General features: G+C 68.1%; 17 protein-coding genes. 10 read left to right on the top strand and 7 right to left on the bottom strand.

Annotation, left to right across the window (positions count from 1 at the left end):
- Positions 1-45: 45 nt before the first annotated feature.
- The 3 genes from ACN20X_RS20740 to ACN20X_RS20730 all read right to left on the bottom strand — a co-directional run bounded on the left by ACN20X_RS20740 (position 46) and on the right by ACN20X_RS20730 (position 4,138).
- Positions 46-1,038, bottom strand: coding sequence for a tripartite tricarboxylate transporter substrate-binding protein (locus ACN20X_RS20740; protein WP_016450573.1), 993 nt, complete (start codon positions 1,036-1,038; stop codon positions 46-48).
- Between the two features lie 47 nt (positions 1,039-1,085).
- Positions 1,086-2,234: a porin gene (locus ACN20X_RS20735; RefSeq protein WP_016450572.1), complete on the bottom strand. Its 1,149-nt coding sequence runs from the start codon at positions 2,232-2,234 to the stop codon at positions 1,086-1,088.
- A gap of 194 nt (positions 2,235-2,428) precedes the next feature.
- Positions 2,429-4,138, bottom strand: coding sequence for a tannase/feruloyl esterase family alpha/beta hydrolase (locus ACN20X_RS20730; protein ID WP_070080310.1), 1,710 nt, complete (start codon positions 4,136-4,138; stop codon positions 2,429-2,431).
- Positions 4,139-4,333: 195 nt separating this feature from the next.
- Here ACN20X_RS20730 and ACN20X_RS20725 point away from each other — a divergent pair, with 195 nt between their 5' ends.
- Complete coding sequence (locus ACN20X_RS20725; RefSeq protein WP_046241907.1) at positions 4,334-5,221, top strand: amidohydrolase family protein; 888 nt, start codon at positions 4,334-4,336, stop codon at positions 5,219-5,221.
- 6 nt (positions 5,222-5,227) lie between these two features.
- On the opposite strand, the gene ACN20X_RS20720 is transcribed toward ACN20X_RS20725, so the two are convergent.
- Entirely contained in the window at positions 5,228-5,728 is a 501-nt protein-coding gene (locus ACN20X_RS20720) for a MarR family winged helix-turn-helix transcriptional regulator (protein ID WP_017406023.1), read from the bottom strand.
- A gap of 216 nt (positions 5,729-5,944) precedes the next feature.
- On the opposite strand from ACN20X_RS20720, the gene ACN20X_RS20715 reads away from it, so the two are divergent.
- The 9 genes from ACN20X_RS20715 to ACN20X_RS20675 all read left to right on the top strand — a co-directional run bounded on the left by ACN20X_RS20715 (position 5,945) and on the right by ACN20X_RS20675 (position 15,724).
- A complete protein-coding gene (locus ACN20X_RS20715; protein ID WP_473209837.1) occupies positions 5,945-7,774 on the top strand; it encodes a CocE/NonD family hydrolase in 1,830 nt (609 codons plus the stop codon).
- Between the two features lie 51 nt (positions 7,775-7,825).
- Entirely contained in the window at positions 7,826-8,452 is a 627-nt protein-coding gene (locus ACN20X_RS20710) for a TetR/AcrR family transcriptional regulator (protein ID WP_473209836.1), read from the top strand.
- On the top strand, positions 8,449-9,498 hold the full coding sequence (locus ACN20X_RS20705) for a DUF418 domain-containing protein (protein ID WP_473209835.1): 1,050 nt from the start codon (positions 8,449-8,451) through the stop codon (positions 9,496-9,498). The genes ACN20X_RS20710 and ACN20X_RS20705 overlap by 4 nt, the downstream gene beginning before the upstream one ends.
- A gap of 218 nt (positions 9,499-9,716) precedes the next feature.
- A complete protein-coding gene (locus ACN20X_RS20700) occupies positions 9,717-10,835 on the top strand; it encodes a LuxE/PaaK family acyltransferase (protein WP_473209834.1) in 1,119 nt (372 codons plus the stop codon).
- A complete protein-coding gene (locus tag ACN20X_RS20695) occupies positions 10,832-12,328 on the top strand; it encodes an acyl-CoA reductase (protein WP_473209833.1) in 1,497 nt (498 codons plus the stop codon). The genes ACN20X_RS20700 and ACN20X_RS20695 overlap by 4 nt, the downstream gene beginning before the upstream one ends.
- A 1-nt stretch (position 12,329) precedes the next feature.
- On the top strand, positions 12,330-13,115 hold the full coding sequence (locus tag ACN20X_RS20690) for an ABC transporter ATP-binding protein (protein WP_016453238.1): 786 nt from the start codon (positions 12,330-12,332) through the stop codon (positions 13,113-13,115).
- Positions 13,112-13,873: an ABC transporter permease gene (locus tag ACN20X_RS20685; RefSeq protein ID WP_016450562.1), complete on the top strand. Its 762-nt coding sequence runs from the start codon at positions 13,112-13,114 to the stop codon at positions 13,871-13,873. The genes ACN20X_RS20690 and ACN20X_RS20685 overlap by 4 nt, the downstream gene beginning before the upstream one ends.
- Positions 13,874-13,911: 38 nt before the next feature.
- A complete protein-coding gene (locus ACN20X_RS20680; protein WP_473209832.1) occupies positions 13,912-14,925 on the top strand; it encodes an ABC transporter substrate-binding protein in 1,014 nt (337 codons plus the stop codon).
- Between the two features lies 1 nt (position 14,926).
- On the top strand, positions 14,927-15,724 hold the full coding sequence (locus ACN20X_RS20675; protein ID WP_277848626.1) for an SDR family oxidoreductase: 798 nt from the start codon (positions 14,927-14,929) through the stop codon (positions 15,722-15,724).
- Positions 15,725-15,731: 7 nt separating this feature from the next.
- Here the strand turns inward: ACN20X_RS20675 and ACN20X_RS20670 are convergent, their stop codons facing one another.
- The 3 genes from ACN20X_RS20670 to ACN20X_RS20660 all read right to left on the bottom strand — a co-directional run bounded on the left by ACN20X_RS20670 (position 15,732) and on the right by ACN20X_RS20660 (position 19,368).
- Complete coding sequence (locus tag ACN20X_RS20670; protein ID WP_473209831.1) at positions 15,732-17,549, bottom strand: methyl-accepting chemotaxis protein; 1,818 nt, start codon at positions 17,547-17,549, stop codon at positions 15,732-15,734.
- A 93-nt stretch (positions 17,550-17,642) separates the two neighbouring features.
- Positions 17,643-19,049, bottom strand: coding sequence for a helix-turn-helix domain-containing protein (locus ACN20X_RS20665; RefSeq protein WP_239009715.1), 1,407 nt, complete (start codon positions 19,047-19,049; stop codon positions 17,643-17,645).
- Positions 19,018-19,368, bottom strand: coding sequence for a hypothetical protein (locus ACN20X_RS20660; RefSeq protein ID WP_128422723.1), 351 nt, complete (start codon positions 19,366-19,368; stop codon positions 19,018-19,020). The genes ACN20X_RS20665 and ACN20X_RS20660 overlap by 32 nt, the downstream gene beginning before the upstream one ends.
- Between the last annotated feature and the right edge of the window lie 296 nt (positions 19,369-19,664).

The following is a 19,664-nucleotide window of genomic DNA, read 5'->3' as shown; positions in this document are numbered from 1 at the left end:
GCCTTGTTTCGCGAAGGGATATGGACCTGCCGTCCGGGTGCGCCATCAGGACTCGCCCGTGAACCCGATCTGCTTGACCAGCGAACTCCAGCGCTCGAACTCGGCCTGCTGGTCGGCGGCCATCTCCTGCTGCGTGCTGCCGCGCGCCAGCAGGCCCAGGGCCGCCAGCCCGTCGATCACGGCCTTGTCCTTGAGCGCGGCGGTGATGGCCGCGTTGGCGTTGGCAATGGTGGCGGCCGGGGTCTTGGCGGGCGCGTAGAACCCGAACCATTCCTCCACCGTGACATCGGGAAAGCCCAGCTCGGTGAAGGTGGGCACCTCGGGCAGGAAGGGCGAGCGCTGCCTGCCCGAGGTGGCCAGCACGCGCAGGCGGCCGGCCTTCAGGTACTGCAGGTAGTCGCCGCTGGGGTTCATGGTGGCCGCGATCTGGCCGCCCACCAGGTCGGTGATGCTGGGCACGGTGCCGCGATAGGGCGCGTGCTTGAGCTCCACGCCCGAGCGCAGGCCCAGCAGCGCGCCCAGCAGGTGCGGCATGGAGCCCGCGCCCGGCGAGCCGAAGCTGGCGCGGTCGGGGTTGGCCTTGGCCCAGGCCAGGAAGTCCTTGAGCGTCTTGACCTCGGCCGGCACGGCGGGGCCCACGGCCAGGCCGTGGTAGATCACGGCGCCAATCGATACGGGCGTTGCGTCTTCGGGCCTGTAGGTCAGCTTGGGGTAGATGTGGGGATAGACCGAGAAGGCCGATACGGGGGCCAGTGCCAGCACGGAACCGTTGGGCGGGGAGTTCTTCAAGGCCTCCACCGCGATGCGGCCTCCGGCGCCGGGCTTGTTCTCCACAAAGCCCGGGCCCTTGCTGTAGGGCGTGCCGCCCAGCCGCTCGGCTACGCGGCGGGCCACGCTGTCGCCCGAGCTGCCGGCCGGAAAGCCGTACATGATCTTGACCTGGTCCAGTGCCTGGGCCAGGGCTTGCAGCGGTGACAGCGAGCCCAGGGCGGCGGCGCTGCCCAGGGCCTGGACGAAATGACGGCGATGCATCTGCATGGGATGTCTCCTGGTGAATATGGGAAAGGCAGGCGGATGGAAGCGGCTCAGAACATGTGGCGGATGCCCACGTTGATGCCGGTCTGCGAGCGTCCCGGCGCGGTGTTGCTGCCCGGCGCGCCGCCGCTGACCGAGACGGTCGCCAGGCGGTCGTTGCGGATGTGGCCGAGCTGCGTGTAGACGGCCGTGCGCTTGGACAGGTTGTAGATGGCGCGTGCCACCAGCAGGTCGGAGTCGTAGCCCGACACGCCGCGGTAGCGCAGCGTGAGCCACTGGGTTTCGAGCACCAGGGCCTCGGTGACCGGGTAGGAGGCGCCCACGTACCACAGGTTGCTGCGTGGCTTGACGGCGTCGCCGTCGTTGTCGCGGCGCAGCAGGCCGCCGCCGATCTTCACGCCGGCCAGCTTGAAGTAGCCGCCCAGGTGCAGGCGCTCGTCATGCTTGGCGCTGGAGTTCATGCCGCCGAACACCGGGTCGGTGGACGAGGCCGGCGTGCGGCCGTTTTGCTGCTCGTAGCCCAGCGCCACGCCCCAGGCCGGTGTGTCGTACTTGGCGTACAGCGACCATTGGCGGCAGGCCTGCGTGTCCGATCCGCTCTCGCCCGGGCAGTTGGTGCCTGCCGGGCTGGGGCCGGCATTGACGGTGTCACGCCCGAAGCTGTAGCCCGCGCCCAGTGCCAGCCCGCCGAAGTTGCCGCGCCAGGCCAGCATGTTGTCGGCGCGCGAGTTGGGAATGTAGGCGTCCAGCGAGCCCATGGCGAAGACGGCCGGGCCGATGATGTCCGAGTCCAGCAGCGACCAGAACAGCATGGAGTTCTGGCGGCCCATGGTCAGGCTGCCCCAGTTGCCGCCCAGGCCCACCCAGCTTTGGCGGCCAAAGCCGCGCCCGCCCTGGTTGAAGGTGCCCTGGTCGGGCGCAAAGCCCGACTCCAGCGTGTAGATGGCCTTGAGGCCGCCGCCCAGGTCCTCGCTGCCGCGCAGGCCCCAGCGCGAGGGCACCATGCTGGTGGTCGATGGCATGCGGCTGAGACCGCCGCCCGCCGCCACATTGTTCAGGTGCTCCACGCCCACATCGACGATGCCGTAGAGCGTGACGCTGGAGGTGCCTTGCGCGAAGGCGCCGAAGCTGGCGCCGGAGCCGGCCAGGGCCAGCACGGCGGTGGCCGCCAGGGTCCGCGGGGATGGGGTGGTTTTCATGGTGATGTCTCCTCTGGTTTGAAAAATCGTTGCCGTCTTGGCGTGGGTGTCCGCGCGCCTTTTCTCAGGCGCAGCGGGGCCCGGCCCCGCCGGGGGCGGGACTGCGGACAAGGGGTGGATGGGGGCGGAGGGGGCGGGCCGTTCAGGTGACCTTTCAGGTGACCGTTCAGGCGCCGCCCGCCTTCAGTGCATGGTCAGCGGCAACTGAAGCTGGCAGCGCTTTCCATGTCGCCGCTGCCGTTGTAGCGGGCGGCCAGCGGATGGGGGCACAGCGGCCGGGTGCGCGTGGGCGACCAGTTGGCGGGCAGGTCGGCGTTGGTGCCGCCCGCGTTGCCCGCGCCGCGCGCACTGGCGATCACGCGGTCCGGCGCCTGGCCTTTCTCCACCCAGGCCACGAGGGAGCTGAGCATGTCGAACTGATCGGTGGCCGGGCCGCCGCTGCAGTGGTTCATGCCGGGCACCAGGTACAGGCGGGCGAAGTCGGCGGCGTCGCCATGGTTGCGGCGCAGCGTGTCGTACCACTGCACGGTGTCATCGCTGGAGAAGATGGGGTCGGCCGTGCCGTGGTAGACCATGAGCTTGGCGCCCCGGTTGCGCAGCACGGGCAGCTTGCCGTAGTCGGGCGGCATCATCAGCGACAGGCCGCTTTCCGTGAAGGTGCCGTTGGTCGCCTGCACCTTGGCCAGCATGCTGTCCACGCTGCCGTTGAGGGCGAACTGCGCGTCGTTGAAGCTGGCGGCGCTTTCCGGCGGCGTCTGCCAGATGAAGGCCACGGCACCGGAGTCGCGGCTGATGGGGTTGGAGAATTTCCAGCCGGCCCAGCCGGCCGTATCCAGGCCCGCGTCATACGGGAAGCTGCTGTAGATGCGGCTGCCGCCGCTGGTGGTGGCGCCCTTGAACAGGCCGGCGATGGTGCTCTTTTGCTCGGCGCTGAGGCAGCTGCCGTCGCGCGCACCGCCGCAGGTGGGCACGTCGCGCGACAGGTCGAAGCTCGCCTGGCAGGCTGCGCCGGCCTGCACCATGCCGTCGGTGGCCCCGTCCAGCGCATCGCACCGGGCCAGCACGGCCTGGCTGACCAGGCGGCGCTCGGCCTGGGTGAAGCCCGTGCCCAGGTCCGAGGGCGTGGTCGCCAGCTTCGCATAGCCCTGGGCGCCGGCAATGTTGGCAATGGCCGCCAGCGGCAGGCGCGTGCCGGGGTTGCCGGCGATGATGCCGTCGTACTGGTCGGCATAGCGCGAGGCCGCCACCATGGCGTGGCGCCCGCCGTTGGAGCAGCCGCCCAGGTAGGAGCGGTCAGGTCCCTTGCCATAGGCCGTCTGCAGCGCGCTGCGCGCCATGGGCGTGAGCTTGCCCACGGCCTGGTAGCCATAGTCCAGTCGCGCCTGCGGGTCCAGGCCGAAGAAGGGACCCAGGCTGCCTGCATGCCCGGCATCGGAGCTGAGCACGGCAAAGCCCATCTGCAGCGCGTTGCCCAGCGGCCCGCCGCCCAGCGCGCCCACGGCCGTGCTCACGACGCCGTCCAGCCCGCCGTTGGCCTGGTAGAAGAAGCGCCCGTTCCAGTCGCGCGGCAGGCGCATCTCGAAGCCCACGGCGTAGTTCTGGCCATCCACGGTGCTGACGCGCTCGTGCATGCGGCCGGTCACGCGGCAGTGCTCGGCAATGGGCTTGCCTGCCACCGCCAGCGTGCCGGCGGCCACGGTCTCGGCGGCGGTGATGCGGGTGTTGGGGAAGGATATTTTCGCGGCCAGGTCCGTGCACGACAGCAGCGTGGCGGGGCGGGCCTCGGCCAGCTGCGCGATGCCGTCGCTCGAGCCGCCGCAGGCCGACAGCAGCAGGGCGGGCAGGGCGGCGGCCAGCGCGGCCGGCAAGGCGCGGGAACGGGTCTTGTGGATCTTTCTGTCCATGTCTGTCTCCTCGGAAGGTGGTGTGAAGCCTCAGCGCGAATCCGTTGCGTGGCAGCCGTTGCCTGCATCTGCATCGCTTTCTGATGGCCGCGATTTTGGTTATATTTAATAACCAATTCAAGCGGCCTTTGCGAATTTCTTATTGGGACTTCCCCTTGATTGCGGGGCAGGCAGCAGGCCGCACAGGAGACAGACATGGACCACGAAAAACTCATTGCCATCGACATCCACACGCACGCCGAGGTGAGCTGCTGGAACCCGTTCGACAACTACGGCGAGGAGTACGACCGCGCCGCCGACAAGTACTTCGGCAACGGCCGGCGCCCGACCATCGCCGAGACCGTGGCCTATTACCGCGAGCGCAACCTGGGCCTGGTGATGTTCACGGTGGACAGCGAATCGCAGCTGGGCCGGCGCCGCATTCCCAACGAGGAGATCGCCGAGGCTGCGCGGGCCAACAGCGACATGATGGTGGCCTTCGCCAGCATCGATCCGCACAAGGGCCGCATGGGTGCGCGCGAGGCGCGGCGGCTGATCGAGGAAGAGGGCGTCAGGGGCTTCAAGTTCCACCCCACGGTGCAGGGCTTCCATCCCTACGACCGCATGGCCTGGCCGATCTACGAGGTGGTGGCCGAGTACCAACTGCCGGCCATCTTCCACACGGGCCACAGCGGCATTGGCAGCGGCATGCGCTGCGGCGGCGGCCTGCGCCTGGCCTACAGCAATCCCATGCACCTGGACGACGTGGCCATCGACTTTCCCGACATGCAGATCGTGATGGCCCACCCCAGCTTTCCCTGGCAGGACGAGGCCCTGTCCGTGGCCCTGCACAAGCCCAATGTCTGGATCGATCTGTCGGGCTGGAGCCCCAAGTACTTTCCCCGGCAGCTGGTGCAGTACGCCAACACCCTGCTCAGGGACCGCGTGCTCTTCGGCAGCGACTATCCCCTGATCACGCCCGAGCGCTGGATGAAGGATTTCCAGGAAGCCGGCTTCAAGCCCGAGGTGATGCCCGGCATCCTCAAGGGCAATGCGGTGCGGCTGCTGGGCTTGGATCGGCCCGCCGCGCAGAAGGCGGACTGAGCGCGCTCAGTTGTAGATCTTCTGCAGCAGCTGGATCAGCGTTTTGCGCTCGGCATCGGTCAGGCGGTAGGTGGCATCCATCTCCAGCTGGGCCGCCGTTCTTTCTGCCTGGGCCGTGAGTTCGGCGCCGGCCGGCGTCAGGTGCACGCCCACGGCGCGGCGGTCTGTGGGATGGGGGCGGCGCTCGATGAGCTTGCGCCGCTCCAGCGCGGCGATCAGGCCCACCAGGTTGGGCGGCATCACGTCCAGCGCCGCGCACAGCTGGCGCGAGGTGATGCCGGGGTTGTGGGACACCAGGGACAGCACGGAGAACTCCACCATCTTGAGATCGTGGGTGGCCATGCGCTCCACGAACACCTCGATGATGGACATCGAGGCACGCCGGGCGTTGTAGCCGACCAGGGTGTGCAGGAAAGAGGCGTCGATGGACGGCCCCGGCGCTGTGGCGCCGGACGGGGCCGTGTTCTCTTCGGACGGAGCGGGCTTGGATGTGCGGGCGCGGGGCATGGGGTCAAGGAACTGAAAATCGAATCATAGTGTGGCGCGCGGCTGCCGTGGTCCGGGGCCTAAGGCCGTGGCGATTGGCCGCGTTCGCCTTCAGCCTGTCTTCAGGCGTGCTTCAGCCCCCCTTCAGCCTGCGCGTGCGCCATGCGCCCGGACGGTCCTACATTGCGGCCTGCCCCCTTGCGGGCATGACTGCATCAGCAACCAGGAGGACCATCCATGATGACTTTTCGCCATTCCCGCGCGTGGCTCGGCGCGGCCGGCATCGCCACCCTTGCCCTGGGCCTTGCGGCCTGCGGCGGGGGCTCGTCGGGCAGCACCAACCCCGGGTCGCGCATCTGGGGCTACATCCAGCTGCCTGACGGCAACAAGATGCGCTATTCGGTGGTCTTTCCCAAGGGGCCGGGGCCTTTTCCCGTGCTGATGGAGTACGACGGCTACGGATCGGGCTCGGTCACCGACCAGACCACCCAGGAATGGACCAAGGAAGGCTATGCCGTGATGGGCCTGAACGTGCCCGGCACGGGCTGCTCCACGGGCGAGAACCAGTGGGCCGACGCCTCCGTGGGCGCGGCCGGGGCGCACGCGGTGGAGTGGGCTGCGCGCCAGGCGTGGTCCACGGGCAAGGTGGGCATGGTGGGCTATTCATACTCGGGCTACGACCAGCTGTGGGTGGCGGCCCAGCGTCCGCCCAGCCTCAAGGCGATTGCTCCTGGCAAGAACGTGGCCGATCCCTACCGCGACGTGGCCTATCCGGGCGGCATCCAGAACATCGGCTTTCCCGCCAATTGGTGGGGGCAGTTCCCCGCGATATGGCGCAAGGCCGCCGAGGACGCCAAGGCTCTGGACGGCGATACCGGATGCGCCCAGGTGGTGGAGGACAACATCCGCAAGATCCAGCGCCCCGACCTGGACATGGCGCGCTGGCTGGACGAGGACCGCTTCTTCGGCGCCCGCTACGCGCGCAAGAGCGCCATGTACACCACGCACCGCATCGACATTCCCACGCTGGGCACCCAGTCCTGGCAGGACGAGCAGGTGGGCACCCGCATGGGCTACTACGAGGACAGCATCGCCCCGGACAAGATGTGGCTGATCAGCTCCAACGGCGACCATCACACCGACAGCGCCCCCTTTATTCGCGAGACCATGAAGCGCTTTTACGCGCGCTTTCTCAAGGGCGAGAGCAATGGCTTCGAGCACACGCCGCGCGTGCTGCTGGCGCAGGAAATGCAGTGGATGAACGGTGGGGGCGACTATGGGCAGCTGCGCCCCTCGGCCGTGGCCAGCTTTGACCGGCTGCCCGTGCGCGTCACGCCCATGACGCTGTGGCTGCAGCCGGGCGGCGGGCTGGGCGATGCGCCGCCGCAGGCCGAGCGCCAATCGGCCAGCTACCGCTACCCGCTGCCGGGCGCCGATGCCAACCATCCCGACGCGGACACCGAGTCCGGCGCAGGCCAATGGACGGCCAGCCCCGCCGGGCAGGGCCTGCTGCGCTTTACCACGGCCCCGCTGCCGCGCGCGCTGAGCTTTTATGGCGAGGCCTCGCTGGACCTGTGGCTCAGCGCCACTGCCGGCGACACCGATGTGCAGGTCACCGTCTCGGAAGTGCGTCCCGACGGCCAGGAGATGTTCGTGCAGCGCGGCTGGCTGCGTGCCTCCATGCGTGCGCTGGACGGCCAGCGCTCCACCGCCTTGAGGCCCTGGGGCGATTTCACCGAGGCCGCCGTGCGCCCGCTGCGCTCCGGCGAGCCCATGCTGATGCGCGTGGAAATCCAGAAATTCGCCCATGTGTTCCGCGCGGGCTCCAGCCTGCGCGTGACCCTGGACACGCCTTCGCAGACCGGGTACTGGGCCTTCGACCATCTGTCCACGCCTTCAACCAACACCGTCTGGCTGGACCGCAGCCGGCCGTCGAAGATCGTGCTGGGCCATATCGCCTATGCCCATGAGCGGCAACTGCCGGACTGCCGGCGCATGCTGCGCCAGCCCTGCAGGCCCAACGAGGAGGCTGTTCCGCCGGGCGTGGGCCCCATGCCGCCGCTGTGACTTCGTGCCCCGGTGTTGACTATGAATGAACGTTCGTTCATCATTCGGGGCATGAAAAAGAAGGAAGACATCAGCGAGCGCAGGGCCCTCATCGTGCAGGCTGCCCTGCAGTGCTTCGTGGAGCGCGGCTTTCACTGCACCAGCATGCGCGACATTGCGCAGGCCGCCTCGGTGAGCCTGGGCAACCTGTACAACCACTTCGACAGCAAGGAGGCCTTGATTGCCGAGGTCGCCACGCAGGAGCAGACCGAGCTGCTGCCCTTGCTTCAGGCGCTGGAGCGGGCCGCAGCCCCTTCGCTGCCGGTGGTGGCGCAATTCCTGGTCGCCTACCAGGCGCTGTGCCGTCAGCGGGAATGGGCCGTGCTCAGCGCCGAGTGCCTGTCCGAGATCGCGCGTTCGCCGGGCCTGGCGCCGGCCTTCGAGGCCAACCGCAGGCGCATGCTCGACGGCCTGGCAGGCTTCATGGAGCGCGGGGCGCAGCAGGGCCTCTTGCGGCCCGCCGTGCCCGTGCGCCTGGTCGCGCAACTGCTGCTGGATGCGGTGGAAAGCGATGCGCTGCGCTTTGCGCTGGCGGTGACGCCGCAAGAAGACGCGGGGGCGGATGAAGGGGTCGATGTGCTGCATCCCGCCTTGCTGGCCTGCCTTCTTGGAGGCGAGGCACAGGGAGACGCGACATGAGGCATGCCACCGGCAGGGGCGCCCGCCTTGCGGGGCTGGACCTGGCGCGCTATCTGGCGCTGGCAGGCATGGTGTTCGTCAACTTCAAGCAGGCCATGCATCCCGCGCTGCAGGAGCCGGGCTGGCTGCTGTCGTTCTTCCATTTCCTGGAGGGCAAGGCCTCGGCTACCTTCGTGGTGCTGGCAGGCCTGGGCCTGGTGCTGGCCACGCGCTCGCTGGAGCCGGCCACGGCGCGCCTCTGGACGCTGCGCCGCGCGCTGTTCCTGCTGGTGGCCGGTGGCATGAACCTGGTGATCTTTCCGGCCGACATCATTCACTACTACGCGGTCTACTTCGTGCTGGCCATCGCCTGGCTGCAGGCCGGCGCAAGGGCGCTGCTGGCCGGCATGGCGGCCGTGGCCGTGCTCTCCGCCTGGGCCTTGCTGCAGCTGGACTACAGCCAGGGCTGGGACTGGGCGAGCCTGTACTACCAGGGCCTGTGGGAGCCGGCCGGCTTTGCGCGCAACCTGCTGTTCAACGGCTTCCATCCGGTGCTGCCGTGGTTTGCGTTCTTCCTGTGCGGCATGCTGCTGGCACGCCTGCCGCTGGCCGAGCCGCGCGTGCAATGGACCTTGGTGGCTGCGGGTGGCGTGATGGTGGGATTGGCCTGCGCCGTCTCGGCGCTTGCGGCCCGCAGCGCTTGGGCGCCCTGGCTGGGCACCGGCCCCATGCCGCCCGGCCCTGCCTATCTGCTGATGGGCCTGGGCTGCGCCAGCATTGCCATCGGCGCCTGCCTGCGGCTGGCCGACCGCTGGCCCGGTGGACCGTGGCGCGGCCTGCTGCCGGCCGGGCGCATGACGCTGACCCTGTACCTGGCCCACATCCTCATCGGCATGGGGCTGCTGGAGGCCATGGGCGCGCTGGACGGATCGCGCAGCCTGCGCGAAGTGGCCGTGGCCGCCGCGCTGTACGTGATCATCGCCAGCCTGGCTGCCTGGGCCTGGAGCAAGAAGGTGGCGCAGGGGCCCGTGGAATGGGTGATGCGGCGGCTGACGGCACTGGGTTGACGCAGTCTTGCAGGGCGATGGCCCCGGGCCTGCGGTGTTGGCGACCCTGCTGTAAGATAGCCCTCCGCTCCGGGGTGCACGCCAGTGCTGAGATCCACACCCGAGAACTTGAACCGGGTCATTCCGGCGGAAGAAGAGCTTGCACCCCTGCGTGGCCGCCCATGCGCCACGGGCGGGGCGCCTTCGGAGCATCACGTCCCAGCTCTCGAAGGAATTCCATGGACAAGGCCCGGCCCCAGGCGGCTTCTCTGGTCGCAGACCTGCTTGCATTCATCGCCATGGACGGCTGCACCGACGAGCAGTTCGATGCACTGGCCCTGCGGCTGTTCGCCTACCAATACGAATCGAATGCGCCGTTTCGCAGCTTCTGCCAGCGGCGCGGCGCCACGCTGCGCAATGTGAAGACCTGGAGCGACATTCCCGCCGTGCCCATCGATGCGTTCAAGGCCATGGAACTGCGCAGCGAGCCGGCCTCGCCCGCGGAGCGCGTGTTCATGACCAGCGGCACCACGGGCCAGGCCAAGGGACAGTCCGCGCGCGGGCGCCACTTCCATCCAGCGCTCGATGTCTACGATGCGTCGATGACGCGCAACTTCGCGCAGCGCTTCATGGCCGGGCACGAACGCCTGCCCATGGGCATCCTCTTTCCCGACGAGCAGGCCATGCCCAACTCTTCGCTGGCCCACTACCTGGCGCTGGCCAAGACGGAATTCGGCACTCCCGACAGCCGCTACTTCCTCACCCCCGACGGCCTGGACATGCCCGGCCTGTGCGCCGTGCTGGAGGAATCCGAGCGCAGCGGCCGCCCCTATGCGCTGCTGGGCGCCAGCTTCAGCCTGGTGCATGTGATGGACGCGCTGCGCGAGCAGGGCCGCAGCTTCCGTCTGCCGCCGGGCAGCCGCATCCTGGACACGGGCGGCTACAAGGGCCAGTCGCGCGAGCTGCCGCTGGAGGATTTCTACGCCGACCTGTCCCGGCTGCTGGGCGTGCCGCGCAGCCACTGCATCAACATGTACGGCATGACCGAGTTGAGCACGCAGTTCTATGACGACGGCAATGCCACGCTGCCGTCGGTCAAGTCGGGGCCGCACTGGATACGCTCGCGCCTGGTCGAGCCCGTCACCGGCCGCAGCGTGGCGCCCGGCGAGCGCGGCATTCTCGTGCACTGCGACCTGGCCAACTACAACGCGGTCACCACCATCCTCACCGAGGACGTGGGCCTGTGGGCCGGCCATGGCGAGAACAGCGGTTTCCTGTTGCTGGGGCGTGCCGAGGGCGCAGCGGCCAAGGGCTGCTCGCTGGCGGTCGATGAATTCGTGAAGGCCGCTGCTGCATGACCATCGAGCGGATCACGGCCGGCTACCTGCCCGAACTGCCTGGTTTGCGCGAGGACGAGGTGCAGTGGCATGTGCTGCCCTTCGAACGCGGCGGCGTGCGGCTGGAAGTCTCCGTGCCCCTGCTGACCGGCCCGCAGATGCATGCGCTGGCGGCCCACGTGCGGCGTGCCGCCGACCGCCACCTCAGGGCCATGCCCGTGGCCGAGATCATCGACGCCATCGACCGTGCCATTGCCCGCCTGCTGGACCGCAGCGATCCCTATCGGCGCCAGGCCGAGGCCTGGCTGCCCGTGGTCAGCGGCTATGACGCCGACATGGTGCGCCTGGGGCTGACGGGCTTCTTCAAGACCTTCCGCGCCGCGCAGCTGCGGCGCTTCGTGGCCGAGGACTTTGCCAACCCGGCCGTGCTCGACGGCTTCCAGCCCGCGCCCAAGGGCGGCGCGGTGCGCGCCTTCGGGCCCGACCTGCTGATGCACAGCTGGGCCGGCAATGTGCCTGCGCTGTCCCTGTGGAGCCTGGTCTGCGGCCTGCTGGTCAAGGCGCCCGCCATTGGCAAGCTGGCCAGCGCCGAGCCGCTGTTCGCGGGCTGGTTCGCACGGCTGCTGGCCGAGGTGCACCCGCCGCTGGCCGATTGCCTGGCCGTGGTGTGGTGGAGCGGCGCGGGTGGTGTGGATGGGGCGGATGGCGCCGATGGCGTGGATGGCGGTGGAGCCGCCGCGCTCCATGCCGAGGCCGACACCGTGCTCGCCTACGGCGGCAACCAGACGCTGCAGGCGCTGCGCCAGCGCCTGCCCGTGACCACGCGCTTTCTGCCGCATGGCCACAAGCTGGGCTTCGGCATGGTGGGCGCCCAGGCGCTGGACTCGCTCAAGGCGCCCGCCGTGGCGCGGCTGGCGGCCTGGGACGTGATGCGCTACGACCAGCAGGGTTGCTACTCGCCCCATGTCTTCTACGTGGAGCGCGGTGCCCCCGTGCCGCCGCGTGCCTTTGCCGACTATCTGGCGGCCGAGCTGGCCAACCTGCAGCGGCGCTTTGCGCGCCGGCCGTTGGAGCTGGAGGAGGGCGCCGCCGTGGCCCGCTGGCAGCAGGCCGTGGAATGGTCGGGTGACGAACAGCAACTGCTGGGTCCGGTGGACGCACCCTGGGGCGTGGCGTACAGCGACAGCCTGCAGCCGCTGGCGCCCACGGCCCTGTACCGCACGATTGCCGTGGTGGGTGTGGACCGCCTGGATGACGCCGTGCCCGTGGTGGCCGCGCAGCGCGACTACCTGCAGACGGCCGGCATTGCCGCCTCGCCCGAGCAGCTGTACCGCCTGGCCGGCCTGCTGGGGGCGGCCGGCGTCACGCGCATCAGCGCCATCGGCTCCATGAGCATGCCCGAGGCCGGCTGGCACCATGACGGCCGCTTCAACCTGCTGGACCTGGTGCGCATGACCGAGATAGAGCAATCTGCCGAGGCGGCGGCGCAGCCGTTTGCGCCGTATGCGGACTGACATGGCGAACCTGCAAGAGGGGACGGACGGGGCTGCAACCATGGCGTTTCTCGATGTCGAGCAAGTGGTCTTCACCTACCCGGGCCGCCCGCCCGTGGTGGACGGCGTGGACTGGCGCGTGCAGGCCGGTGAGGTCCACTGCCTGCTGGGCCGCAGCGGCTGCGGCAAGACCACCTTGCTGAAGCTGGCGGCGGGGCTGCTCAGGCCGCAGTCGGGCCGCATTCTGCTGCGTGGCGCCGAGCTGGCCGAGCCCGGCCCGCAACTGGGCTTCATGTTCCAGGCGCCCACGCTGCTGGAGTGGCATACGGCGCTGGGCAATGTGCTGCTGCCCGTGTCGCTGCAAAGGCGCCCCGCGCCGCAGGACGAGCAACGCGCGCTGGCGCTGCTGGAGCAGCTGGGCCTGGCCAGCCATGCGCAGCGCCATCCGCGCCATCTCTCGGGCGGGCAGCAAAGCCGCGTGGCGCTGGCACGGGCGCTGGTCCTCGATCCGCCGCTGCTGCTGCTGGACGAGCCCTTTGCCGCGCTGGACGCCATCACGCGCGCCGAGCTGCAGGACGACCTGCTGCGCACCTGCCGCGAGCGCGGCACCACGGTGCTCTTCGTCACCCATGACATCAACGAGGCCGTCTACCTGGGCGACCGCATCGCCCTCATGCACGGCGGGCGCATCGTGGCCGATATGGCGGTCGATCTGCCCGCGCCGCGCACCCAGGCCATGCGCCACGGGCCGGCGTTCAACGAACACTGCGCCCGCGTGCGCGCAGCCCTGGACAGGACGGCGGCATGACGGTGTCCTTGTTCCATGCCCGCCTGCTGGCCGCCGCGCTGGCGCTGGTCCTGCTGGGCCTGTGGGAGCTGCTGGTGCGGCAATGGGGCCTGTCCGCCCTGGTGCTGCCGGCGCCCTCGGCCATTGCGGCATCGCTGTGGACGGGGCTGGCCACGGGCTATTTCTGGCCGCACATCTGGGCGACGCTCCAGGCCCTGCTGCTGGGGCTGGCGGCCGGCAGCGCGATCGGCCTGCTGGCGGGCATGGCCCTGGCTGAATCCGAGCTGCTGGAGCGTGTGCTCAAGCCCTACGTGGTGGTCAGCCAGGTCGTGCCCAAGCTGGCGCTGGCGCCGCTGTTCGTGCTGTGGTTCGGCTTCGGCATGCTGCCCACGGTGCTGATCACGGCGCTGATCTGCTTTTTCCCGCTGATGGAAAACACCCTGACCGGCCTGCGCCAGGTCGATGCCCAGCGCCTGCAGCTGTTTCGCATGCTGGGCGCCACGCGGCTGCAGACGCTGCTGCGCCTGAAGCTGCCCACGGGTCTGCCCGCCATTCTTGCGGGCCTGCGCGTGGCCGTGGTGCTGGCCCTGGTCGGCGCCGTGGTGGCCGAATTCATGGGCGCCAGCCGCGGCCTGGGCGCCGTGGTCATTGCCGCCCAGGGAATGATGGACACCACCCTCATGTTTGCGGCCCTGGTGCTGATCGCCGCCATGGGCCTGCTGCTGTACCAGGCCTGCCTGGTGCTGGAGCGCCGGCTGCTGCGCTCGCGCGCCGCCTGACCATCCTGAACACTTCCGAAACCTTTTCCCCAAGCGCCATGCACACACCGCAATCTCCCTTCCTCACCCGCCGCAGCCTGCTGGGCGCCACCGCTGGCCTGGCAGGCTTGGCTTTGGCCGGCACCTCGGCAGCCGCCGCGCCCGCCCAGGGCAAGATCCGCCTGGCCGGATGGAGCAAGCCCATCAGCGAGATCACCAACATCCTGGCCGAGCCCGACAAGGGCTTCTTCAAGGCCCAGGGCGTGGAGCTGGCCTACCTGCCCGGCGCGGGTGGAGGCGACGCCATACGCAACATGCTCAGCGGCCAGGCCGATGTGGCCTTCACCGATCCCGGCTCCTTCTTCATGGCGCTGGACAAGGGCGAGAAGCTGGTCGCCATCTACGACATCTACCCGCAGAACGTGTTCAACGTGGTCTCGCTCAAGTCGGCGGGCATCCGCAAGCCGGCGGACCTCAAGGGCAAGAAGATCGGCGTCTACAGCCTGTCCAGCGGCACGCGCCAGAACCTGCTGGTGATGCTGCACCAGGCCGGCCTCAAGGAGTCGGACGTGACCATCGTCGTCACCGGCCTGCTCAACTTCGCGCCGCTGATGCAGGGCCAGGTCGATGCCACGGCCGCCACCGACACCGGCCTGGCCGTGGGCCTGCGCAAAGGCATTGGCGAGGTCGATGTGATGCAGGTGCGCGACCACCTCAACATCTCCAGCGACATGTTCGTGGTGCGCGAGGACACGCTGCGCGACAAGAAGGACCTGCTGCGCGCCTTCCTCAAGGGCTACCGCGACAGCGCCGCCTGGATGATGGCCAACCCCGAGGAAGCCGCCACGCTGGCCGGCAAGCACGCCATCGACGGCACGCAGCGCGACATCAACCTGGACGTGATCCGCCTGCGCAATGCGTCTTCGCAGCCGCTGCAGGCTGGCAAGCCGCTGGGCAGCTTCGACCTGGCCGCCCTGCAAAAGGGCGCCGACGCCTACCGCGCGCAGGGCATGGTGCAAAGGCAGATCAAGGTGTCCGACGTGGTGGACACCAGCCTGCTGCCCGGAGCCTGAGATGGCACAGCCGTCTTCCCTGGGACTGCAAGGCAAGGTGGTGCTGGTCACCGGCGCCGGCCGCGGCATAGGCGCGGCCATTGCCACCGCCTTCGCGCGCGAGGGCGCCCTCGTGGCGGTCAACCACCTGTCCAACGACGCTGCCGCCGCCCGCACCGTGGCGGCCTGCCAGGCTGCGGGCAAGCAGGCCGGAGGCGATGCCTGGGCCATCAAGGCCGATGTGGGCTCGCAGCCTGCCGTCCAGGCCATGGCCGAGGCCATCGCGCGCGAGGCCGGCGCCATCGACATCGTGGTCAACAACGCCTTCAGGCCCTATGCCTTCGATCCCGAGCGCCGCCGCCGTTTCGACGACCTGGACTGGAGCGACTACCAGGCCCAGTACGACGGTGCCGTGGGCGCGGCCTTCAACGTCTGCCGCGCCGTGCTGCCGCAGATGCGCCAGCGTGCGCGGGGCAGCATCGTCAACATCGCCAGCAACCTGGTGGAGCACCCCGTCGTGCCCTACCACGACTACACCACGGCCAAGGCCTCGCTGGTGGCCTTCAGCCGCAACCTGGCCAGCGAACTGGGGCCCGTGGGCATCCGCGTCAACTGCGTCGCGCCCGGCCTGGTCTATCCCACGCAGGGCACCCAGGACACGCGCGAGTCCTTCCGCGAATCGCTGATGGCCGCCACGCCGCTGCGCCGCCTGGCAAGCCCCGAAGACGTGGCGGGGCCGGTGCTGTTCCTGGCCTCGGAACTGAGCGGCTTCATGACGGGACAGGTACTGTTCGTCGATGGCGGCCTGGTGATGCGCTGAGCCTGTTCTAGAACTGCTCCCACTCATCGGTCTCGGCCATCTCGGCCATTCCGGCCGCCGTGGCGCGGCGGGGTGTTGCCGCCTTGGCGGGCAGCGCCACAGGCGCGCTGGAGGCCGCAGCCGCTGCCGCGCGCAAGGGCTTGGCGGGGCGGGGCACGGCAGGGGCCAGCGCGGGAGACGGCCTGGCGGTCTGTGCACGCGCCGGCACGGCCGCTGCCACTGTCGTGGACTTGGACAGGGCGGCCTGGGGGCGGGTCGCGTTCTCATCCAGCCGGAACACGCTGACCAGCTGCACCAGCTGCGCCGCCTGCTTGTTCAGGCTGTCGGCAGCGGCGGCGGACTCTTCCACCAGGGATGCGTTGTGCTGCGTCACCTGGTCGAGCTGCTGCACGGCGTCGCTGACCTGGGTCACGCCCTGGGACTGCTCCTGCGTGGCGGCACCGATGTCGGAGATCAGTTCGGCCACACGGTGCGTCTGGGTGACGATGTCGTTCATGGTGCTGCCGGCCTCGGCCACCTGGCGGGAGCCGGCGGCGACCTTGCCCACGCTCTCGCTGATCAGGCCCTTGATCTCCTTGGCCGCATTGGCGCAGCGCTGGGCCAGGGAGCGCACCTCCGAGGCGACCACCGCAAAGCCCTTGCCCTGTTCCCCGGCACGCGCGGCCTCCACGGCGGCATTGAGCGCGAGGATGTTGGTCTGGAAGGCGATGGCGTCGATCACGCCGATGATTTCCCCGATCTTGCGCGAGCTGTGCGTGATGTCCTCCATGGTGCTGACCACGCCATGCACCACCTCGCCGCCGTGCACGGCCGTGGCGCTGGCCGACTGGGCCAGGCCCGAGGCGCTGCGCACCGTGTCCACGTTCTGCTGAATGGTGGCGGTCATCTGCTCCATGGAGGCGGCCGTTTCCTCCAGGTTGGCGGCCTGCTCTTCTGTGCGCGCGCTCAGGTCGGCATTGCCCGAGGCGATCTGGCTGGCGCCCGTGGCAATCGATTCGCTGCTGTGGCGCACCTGGCTGACGATGCCGGCCAGGCTGGCGCGCATGGCCTCCAGGCTGGCCAGCAGGCTGGTGGTATCGCCCCGGCGCAGCTGCACGTTCACCGCCAGGTTGCCCTTGGCCACTTCCTGCGTGACCTGGGCCGCGTAGGCCGGCTCGCCACCGAGCAGGCCCTTGATGCGGCGGGTGATGGCCCAGGCCACCAGCGCACCCAGCAACAGCGAGGCCAGGGCCAGCGACAGCATCTGCCGGCCGGCGGCCAGCGATTTGCCTTCGGTGGCCTGGGCCGTTTCCGTGGCACGCACCTGCTGGTGGGCCAGCATGTCGTTGATGGCGGCAAAGAACGCGTCCTGCTGCCTGCGGAACTCTCCGCTGCTGCCCAGCATGGCCGAGACAGTGGGCAGGTCATGCCGCATGGCCGCGGCCATGAACTGGTCCAGCAGCGGCAGGTAGGCGGTGCGCGCATTCCTCATGCGGTCGTACAGGGCGATGCCCTGCGGCGTGCTCAGTCCCTCGCGGAACTGCTCCATGAGCTGGCCTATCTTCTGGCGCTGCGTGTCCAGCGTGGCCTTGGCCAGGGCCTTTTCCGCAGGGTCTTCGATCAGCGCCAGACTGCGCACGCCGCGGAAGATGAACTCCACCGAGCTCTTGACCTCCACCAGCCTGAGCAGGCTGGTGATGCGCGTGTCGGCCAGGTAGGAGACATCGTCCGAGGCCTGGATCAGCCGCGCTCGGCCCAGCAGCGCAATCGACAGCGCGATGAGGATGAGAACCGAGAAACCCAGACCCAGCATGGAGCCCGTTTTCATATTCTTCAGATATTTCATGCGTCTTCCTTTGCGTCCTACTTTGCGTGTTGCTTCGGGTGATCGGTAGGGCCTGAATACACGCCCGTCATATGCATTCCAGGATTTTTCAAATCACGTCAGCCGGTGGTGCCGAACCCAGGCCGATGGCGGTATCCCATAATGGCCGGAAAAATCCCTGGAAAATGTGGAGAGGGAGGAATATCCAAGCCGGGAGGAAATCTGTCCTATGCTTTGATCCGTGGTCAGCAAGGATTCCGCAGCCAGGTGGATACGGCTTTGTCTTATATATTCACCAATGCTGCATGATCGGCTATGGCGAAATGAAACTTCCAGCGTGCGGCGGCTGACGCGGCAATGGTCGGCAATGGACTGCACCAGCAGTTTCTTGTCCAGGTTGTCTTCTATGTATTGAAGGGCGCGTTTCACATAGGCAGGTTCCAGGTCATGCAACCGCGCCTCGTCCATGGCCGTGAATCGTGATTTCTCCAGATAAGGACTGATGGCCATGCTCTTGAGTCGCATGATGTTCAGCGCCTTCAGCGTGGACAGTGCGCCCGCGAAATCGCCCTGCGTTTCCTGTATGTGGTACTCATAGACCAGCGCATTGCGGTGCAGGCCCTCCAACTGGTAGGTCTGCGCCGTGGACTTGGCCAGTACGGCGGCCTGCAGCGCCTGTCCGTACTGGCGCTTGCTGCAATGCACCAGCGCACTGCTGAGCCAGGCCCAGCCTGCAATGGGCGGGTTTTTGGCCTGGTAGTGGATGCCGATGCGCTCAATGGCGCGGACCACGGCGGCAGCCTCGCGCCGGCCCGACTCCAGCCCCTTGAGCGACAGCCGCAGCAGCTCGCTGTACGGCCAGGCCAGGCCCGCTGGCAGCTGGCGGCCCACATTCCCCAGCAGGTCCTGCAAGGCAGCGCTGTCGGGCGCAGCGGCACCCAGCTGGACCAGGCCTGAATCGGGCGGTGGCCCGCACCACAGGTCCTGGTGGTTTTTATAAAGAAAGACCTTCCAGAGGATTTGCGCCCTGGCCCAGGTGATCAGGGCGGGGAGCCAGGGGCTGTCTCCGGGCGCCATTTGCGCAAAATCATGGTCCTTGCCTTCGATCAATTGCAGGGCGGTATCGAGCTCGCCCAGCCGGCCATGCGCCAGCGCCAGCACATAGGTGGCGCGCACCAGGGCCTCGGGCGGCAGCAGCGCGGGATTGGCCATGGCCGCCGTGGCCAGTGAAATGGCATTGCGCTCCTCACCCAGCTGGCAATGGATGAAGGCCGCTGCAATGCGCGACGACACCGCGCGGTCAGGCATGCGGTGCAATTCGAAAATCGCCTGCGCTTCCTGAATATGCCTGAGTACCAATGATGGATATATCGGCGGCTCCGGCCATTTGCAGGCCTGCAGCAATTGCTCGGCCCGGCTGATTTTATTGTTTCCCTGATCAGTACGCTGGTGATGGTCGGATATTATTCTCCACAATCTGGATGCGCTCTCATCTGGGTGGCCGTGGATGTTGTGCGTCAAAAGATGGATTGAGTAAGAATTCTTGCATGAAAAAATCAATGATCCTGCTCGATTGATGCATTTTCATGATGAATGCATCTGTGGGGTGGCGCAGGCCTGTCCCATGGGAAACACTGATTGACTGGAGGAATCTTACAGGCTGAATAAACAATTGTTTACATTTGGAAAAGCTTTCTCTTGTCAGATTGCGCAGGCGTTTGTCTTTTTGCGAAACTTTCTCCGGCTCCATTGACTTAATTCGCTGATGCGGCTCGGTTTTTCTGATGGGAAAAATCACAAAGGCCCGCGAGAAAATCCCTGAGTTTTCTAGGGTTGTCACAAGTCGAGTGATATGCGGCCCGCATGTGGGCGGGGTGGATCTGGGCCGGTACCTGCCAGGCAAGGGCGGGCGGTCGGACGAGCTGGGCGCATTGGAGGGGTCGTGCGGCCTTCGAGCGGCCCTTGCCAGAGCCGGTGCCCGCTGGCCAATTACCTGCTTTCAGGGATATGCGCTGCGCAGGCCGTCGTCTAAAGTAAGAAATTGTCAGCAGCGCAGTCATTTGTGGCCTGCCTGAAGGCAGTGGCGGGGACCGCTCCCCGCCTGTTCGGATCTTCGGATCTTTTCTTCCAGGCCAG

This window comes from Delftia sp. PX-1 (genome assembly GCF_055797465.1).
The sequence above is the reverse complement of the archived record's forward strand: the minus strand, read 5'-3'. Positions and strand labels throughout refer to the sequence as shown.

Excerpts from the sequence above, each read along its gene's own strand:
- ACN20X_RS20740 (WP_016450573.1), bottom strand. The coding sequence starts at position 1,038 with ATGCAGATGCATCGCCGTCATTTCGTCCAGGCCCTGGGCAGCGCCGCC.
- ACN20X_RS20695 (WP_473209833.1), top strand. The coding sequence starts at position 10,832 with ATGACCATCGAGCGGATCACGGCCGGCTACCTGCCCGAACTGCCTGGT.
- ACN20X_RS20710 (WP_473209836.1), top strand. The coding sequence starts at position 7,826 with ATGAAAAAGAAGGAAGACATCAGCGAGCGCAGGGCCCTCATCGTGCAG.
- ACN20X_RS20680 (WP_473209832.1), top strand. The coding sequence starts at position 13,912 with ATGCACACACCGCAATCTCCCTTCCTCACCCGCCGCAGCCTGCTGGGC.
- ACN20X_RS20735 (WP_016450572.1), bottom strand. The coding sequence starts at position 2,234 with ATGAAAACCACCCCATCCCCGCGGACCCTGGCGGCCACCGCCGTGCTG.
- ACN20X_RS20670 (WP_473209831.1), bottom strand. The coding sequence starts at position 17,549 with ATGAAATATCTGAAGAATATGAAAACGGGCTCCATGCTGGGTCTGGGT.
- ACN20X_RS20720 (WP_017406023.1), bottom strand. The coding sequence starts at position 5,728 with ATGCCCCGCGCCCGCACATCCAAGCCCGCTCCGTCCGAAGAGAACACG.
- ACN20X_RS20705 (WP_473209835.1), top strand. The coding sequence starts at position 8,449 with ATGAGGCATGCCACCGGCAGGGGCGCCCGCCTTGCGGGGCTGGACCTG.
- ACN20X_RS20685 (WP_016450562.1), top strand. The coding sequence starts at position 13,112 with ATGACGGTGTCCTTGTTCCATGCCCGCCTGCTGGCCGCCGCGCTGGCG.
- ACN20X_RS20725 (WP_046241907.1), top strand. The coding sequence starts at position 4,334 with ATGGACCACGAAAAACTCATTGCCATCGACATCCACACGCACGCCGAG.
- ACN20X_RS20715 (WP_473209837.1), top strand. The coding sequence starts at position 5,945 with ATGATGACTTTTCGCCATTCCCGCGCGTGGCTCGGCGCGGCCGGCATC.
- ACN20X_RS20690 (WP_016453238.1), top strand. The coding sequence starts at position 12,330 with ATGGCGAACCTGCAAGAGGGGACGGACGGGGCTGCAACCATGGCGTTT.
- ACN20X_RS20700 (WP_473209834.1), top strand. The coding sequence starts at position 9,717 with ATGGACAAGGCCCGGCCCCAGGCGGCTTCTCTGGTCGCAGACCTGCTT.
- ACN20X_RS20675 (WP_277848626.1), top strand. The coding sequence starts at position 14,927 with ATGGCACAGCCGTCTTCCCTGGGACTGCAAGGCAAGGTGGTGCTGGTC.
- ACN20X_RS20730 (WP_070080310.1), bottom strand. The coding sequence starts at position 4,138 with ATGGACAGAAAGATCCACAAGACCCGTTCCCGCGCCTTGCCGGCCGCG.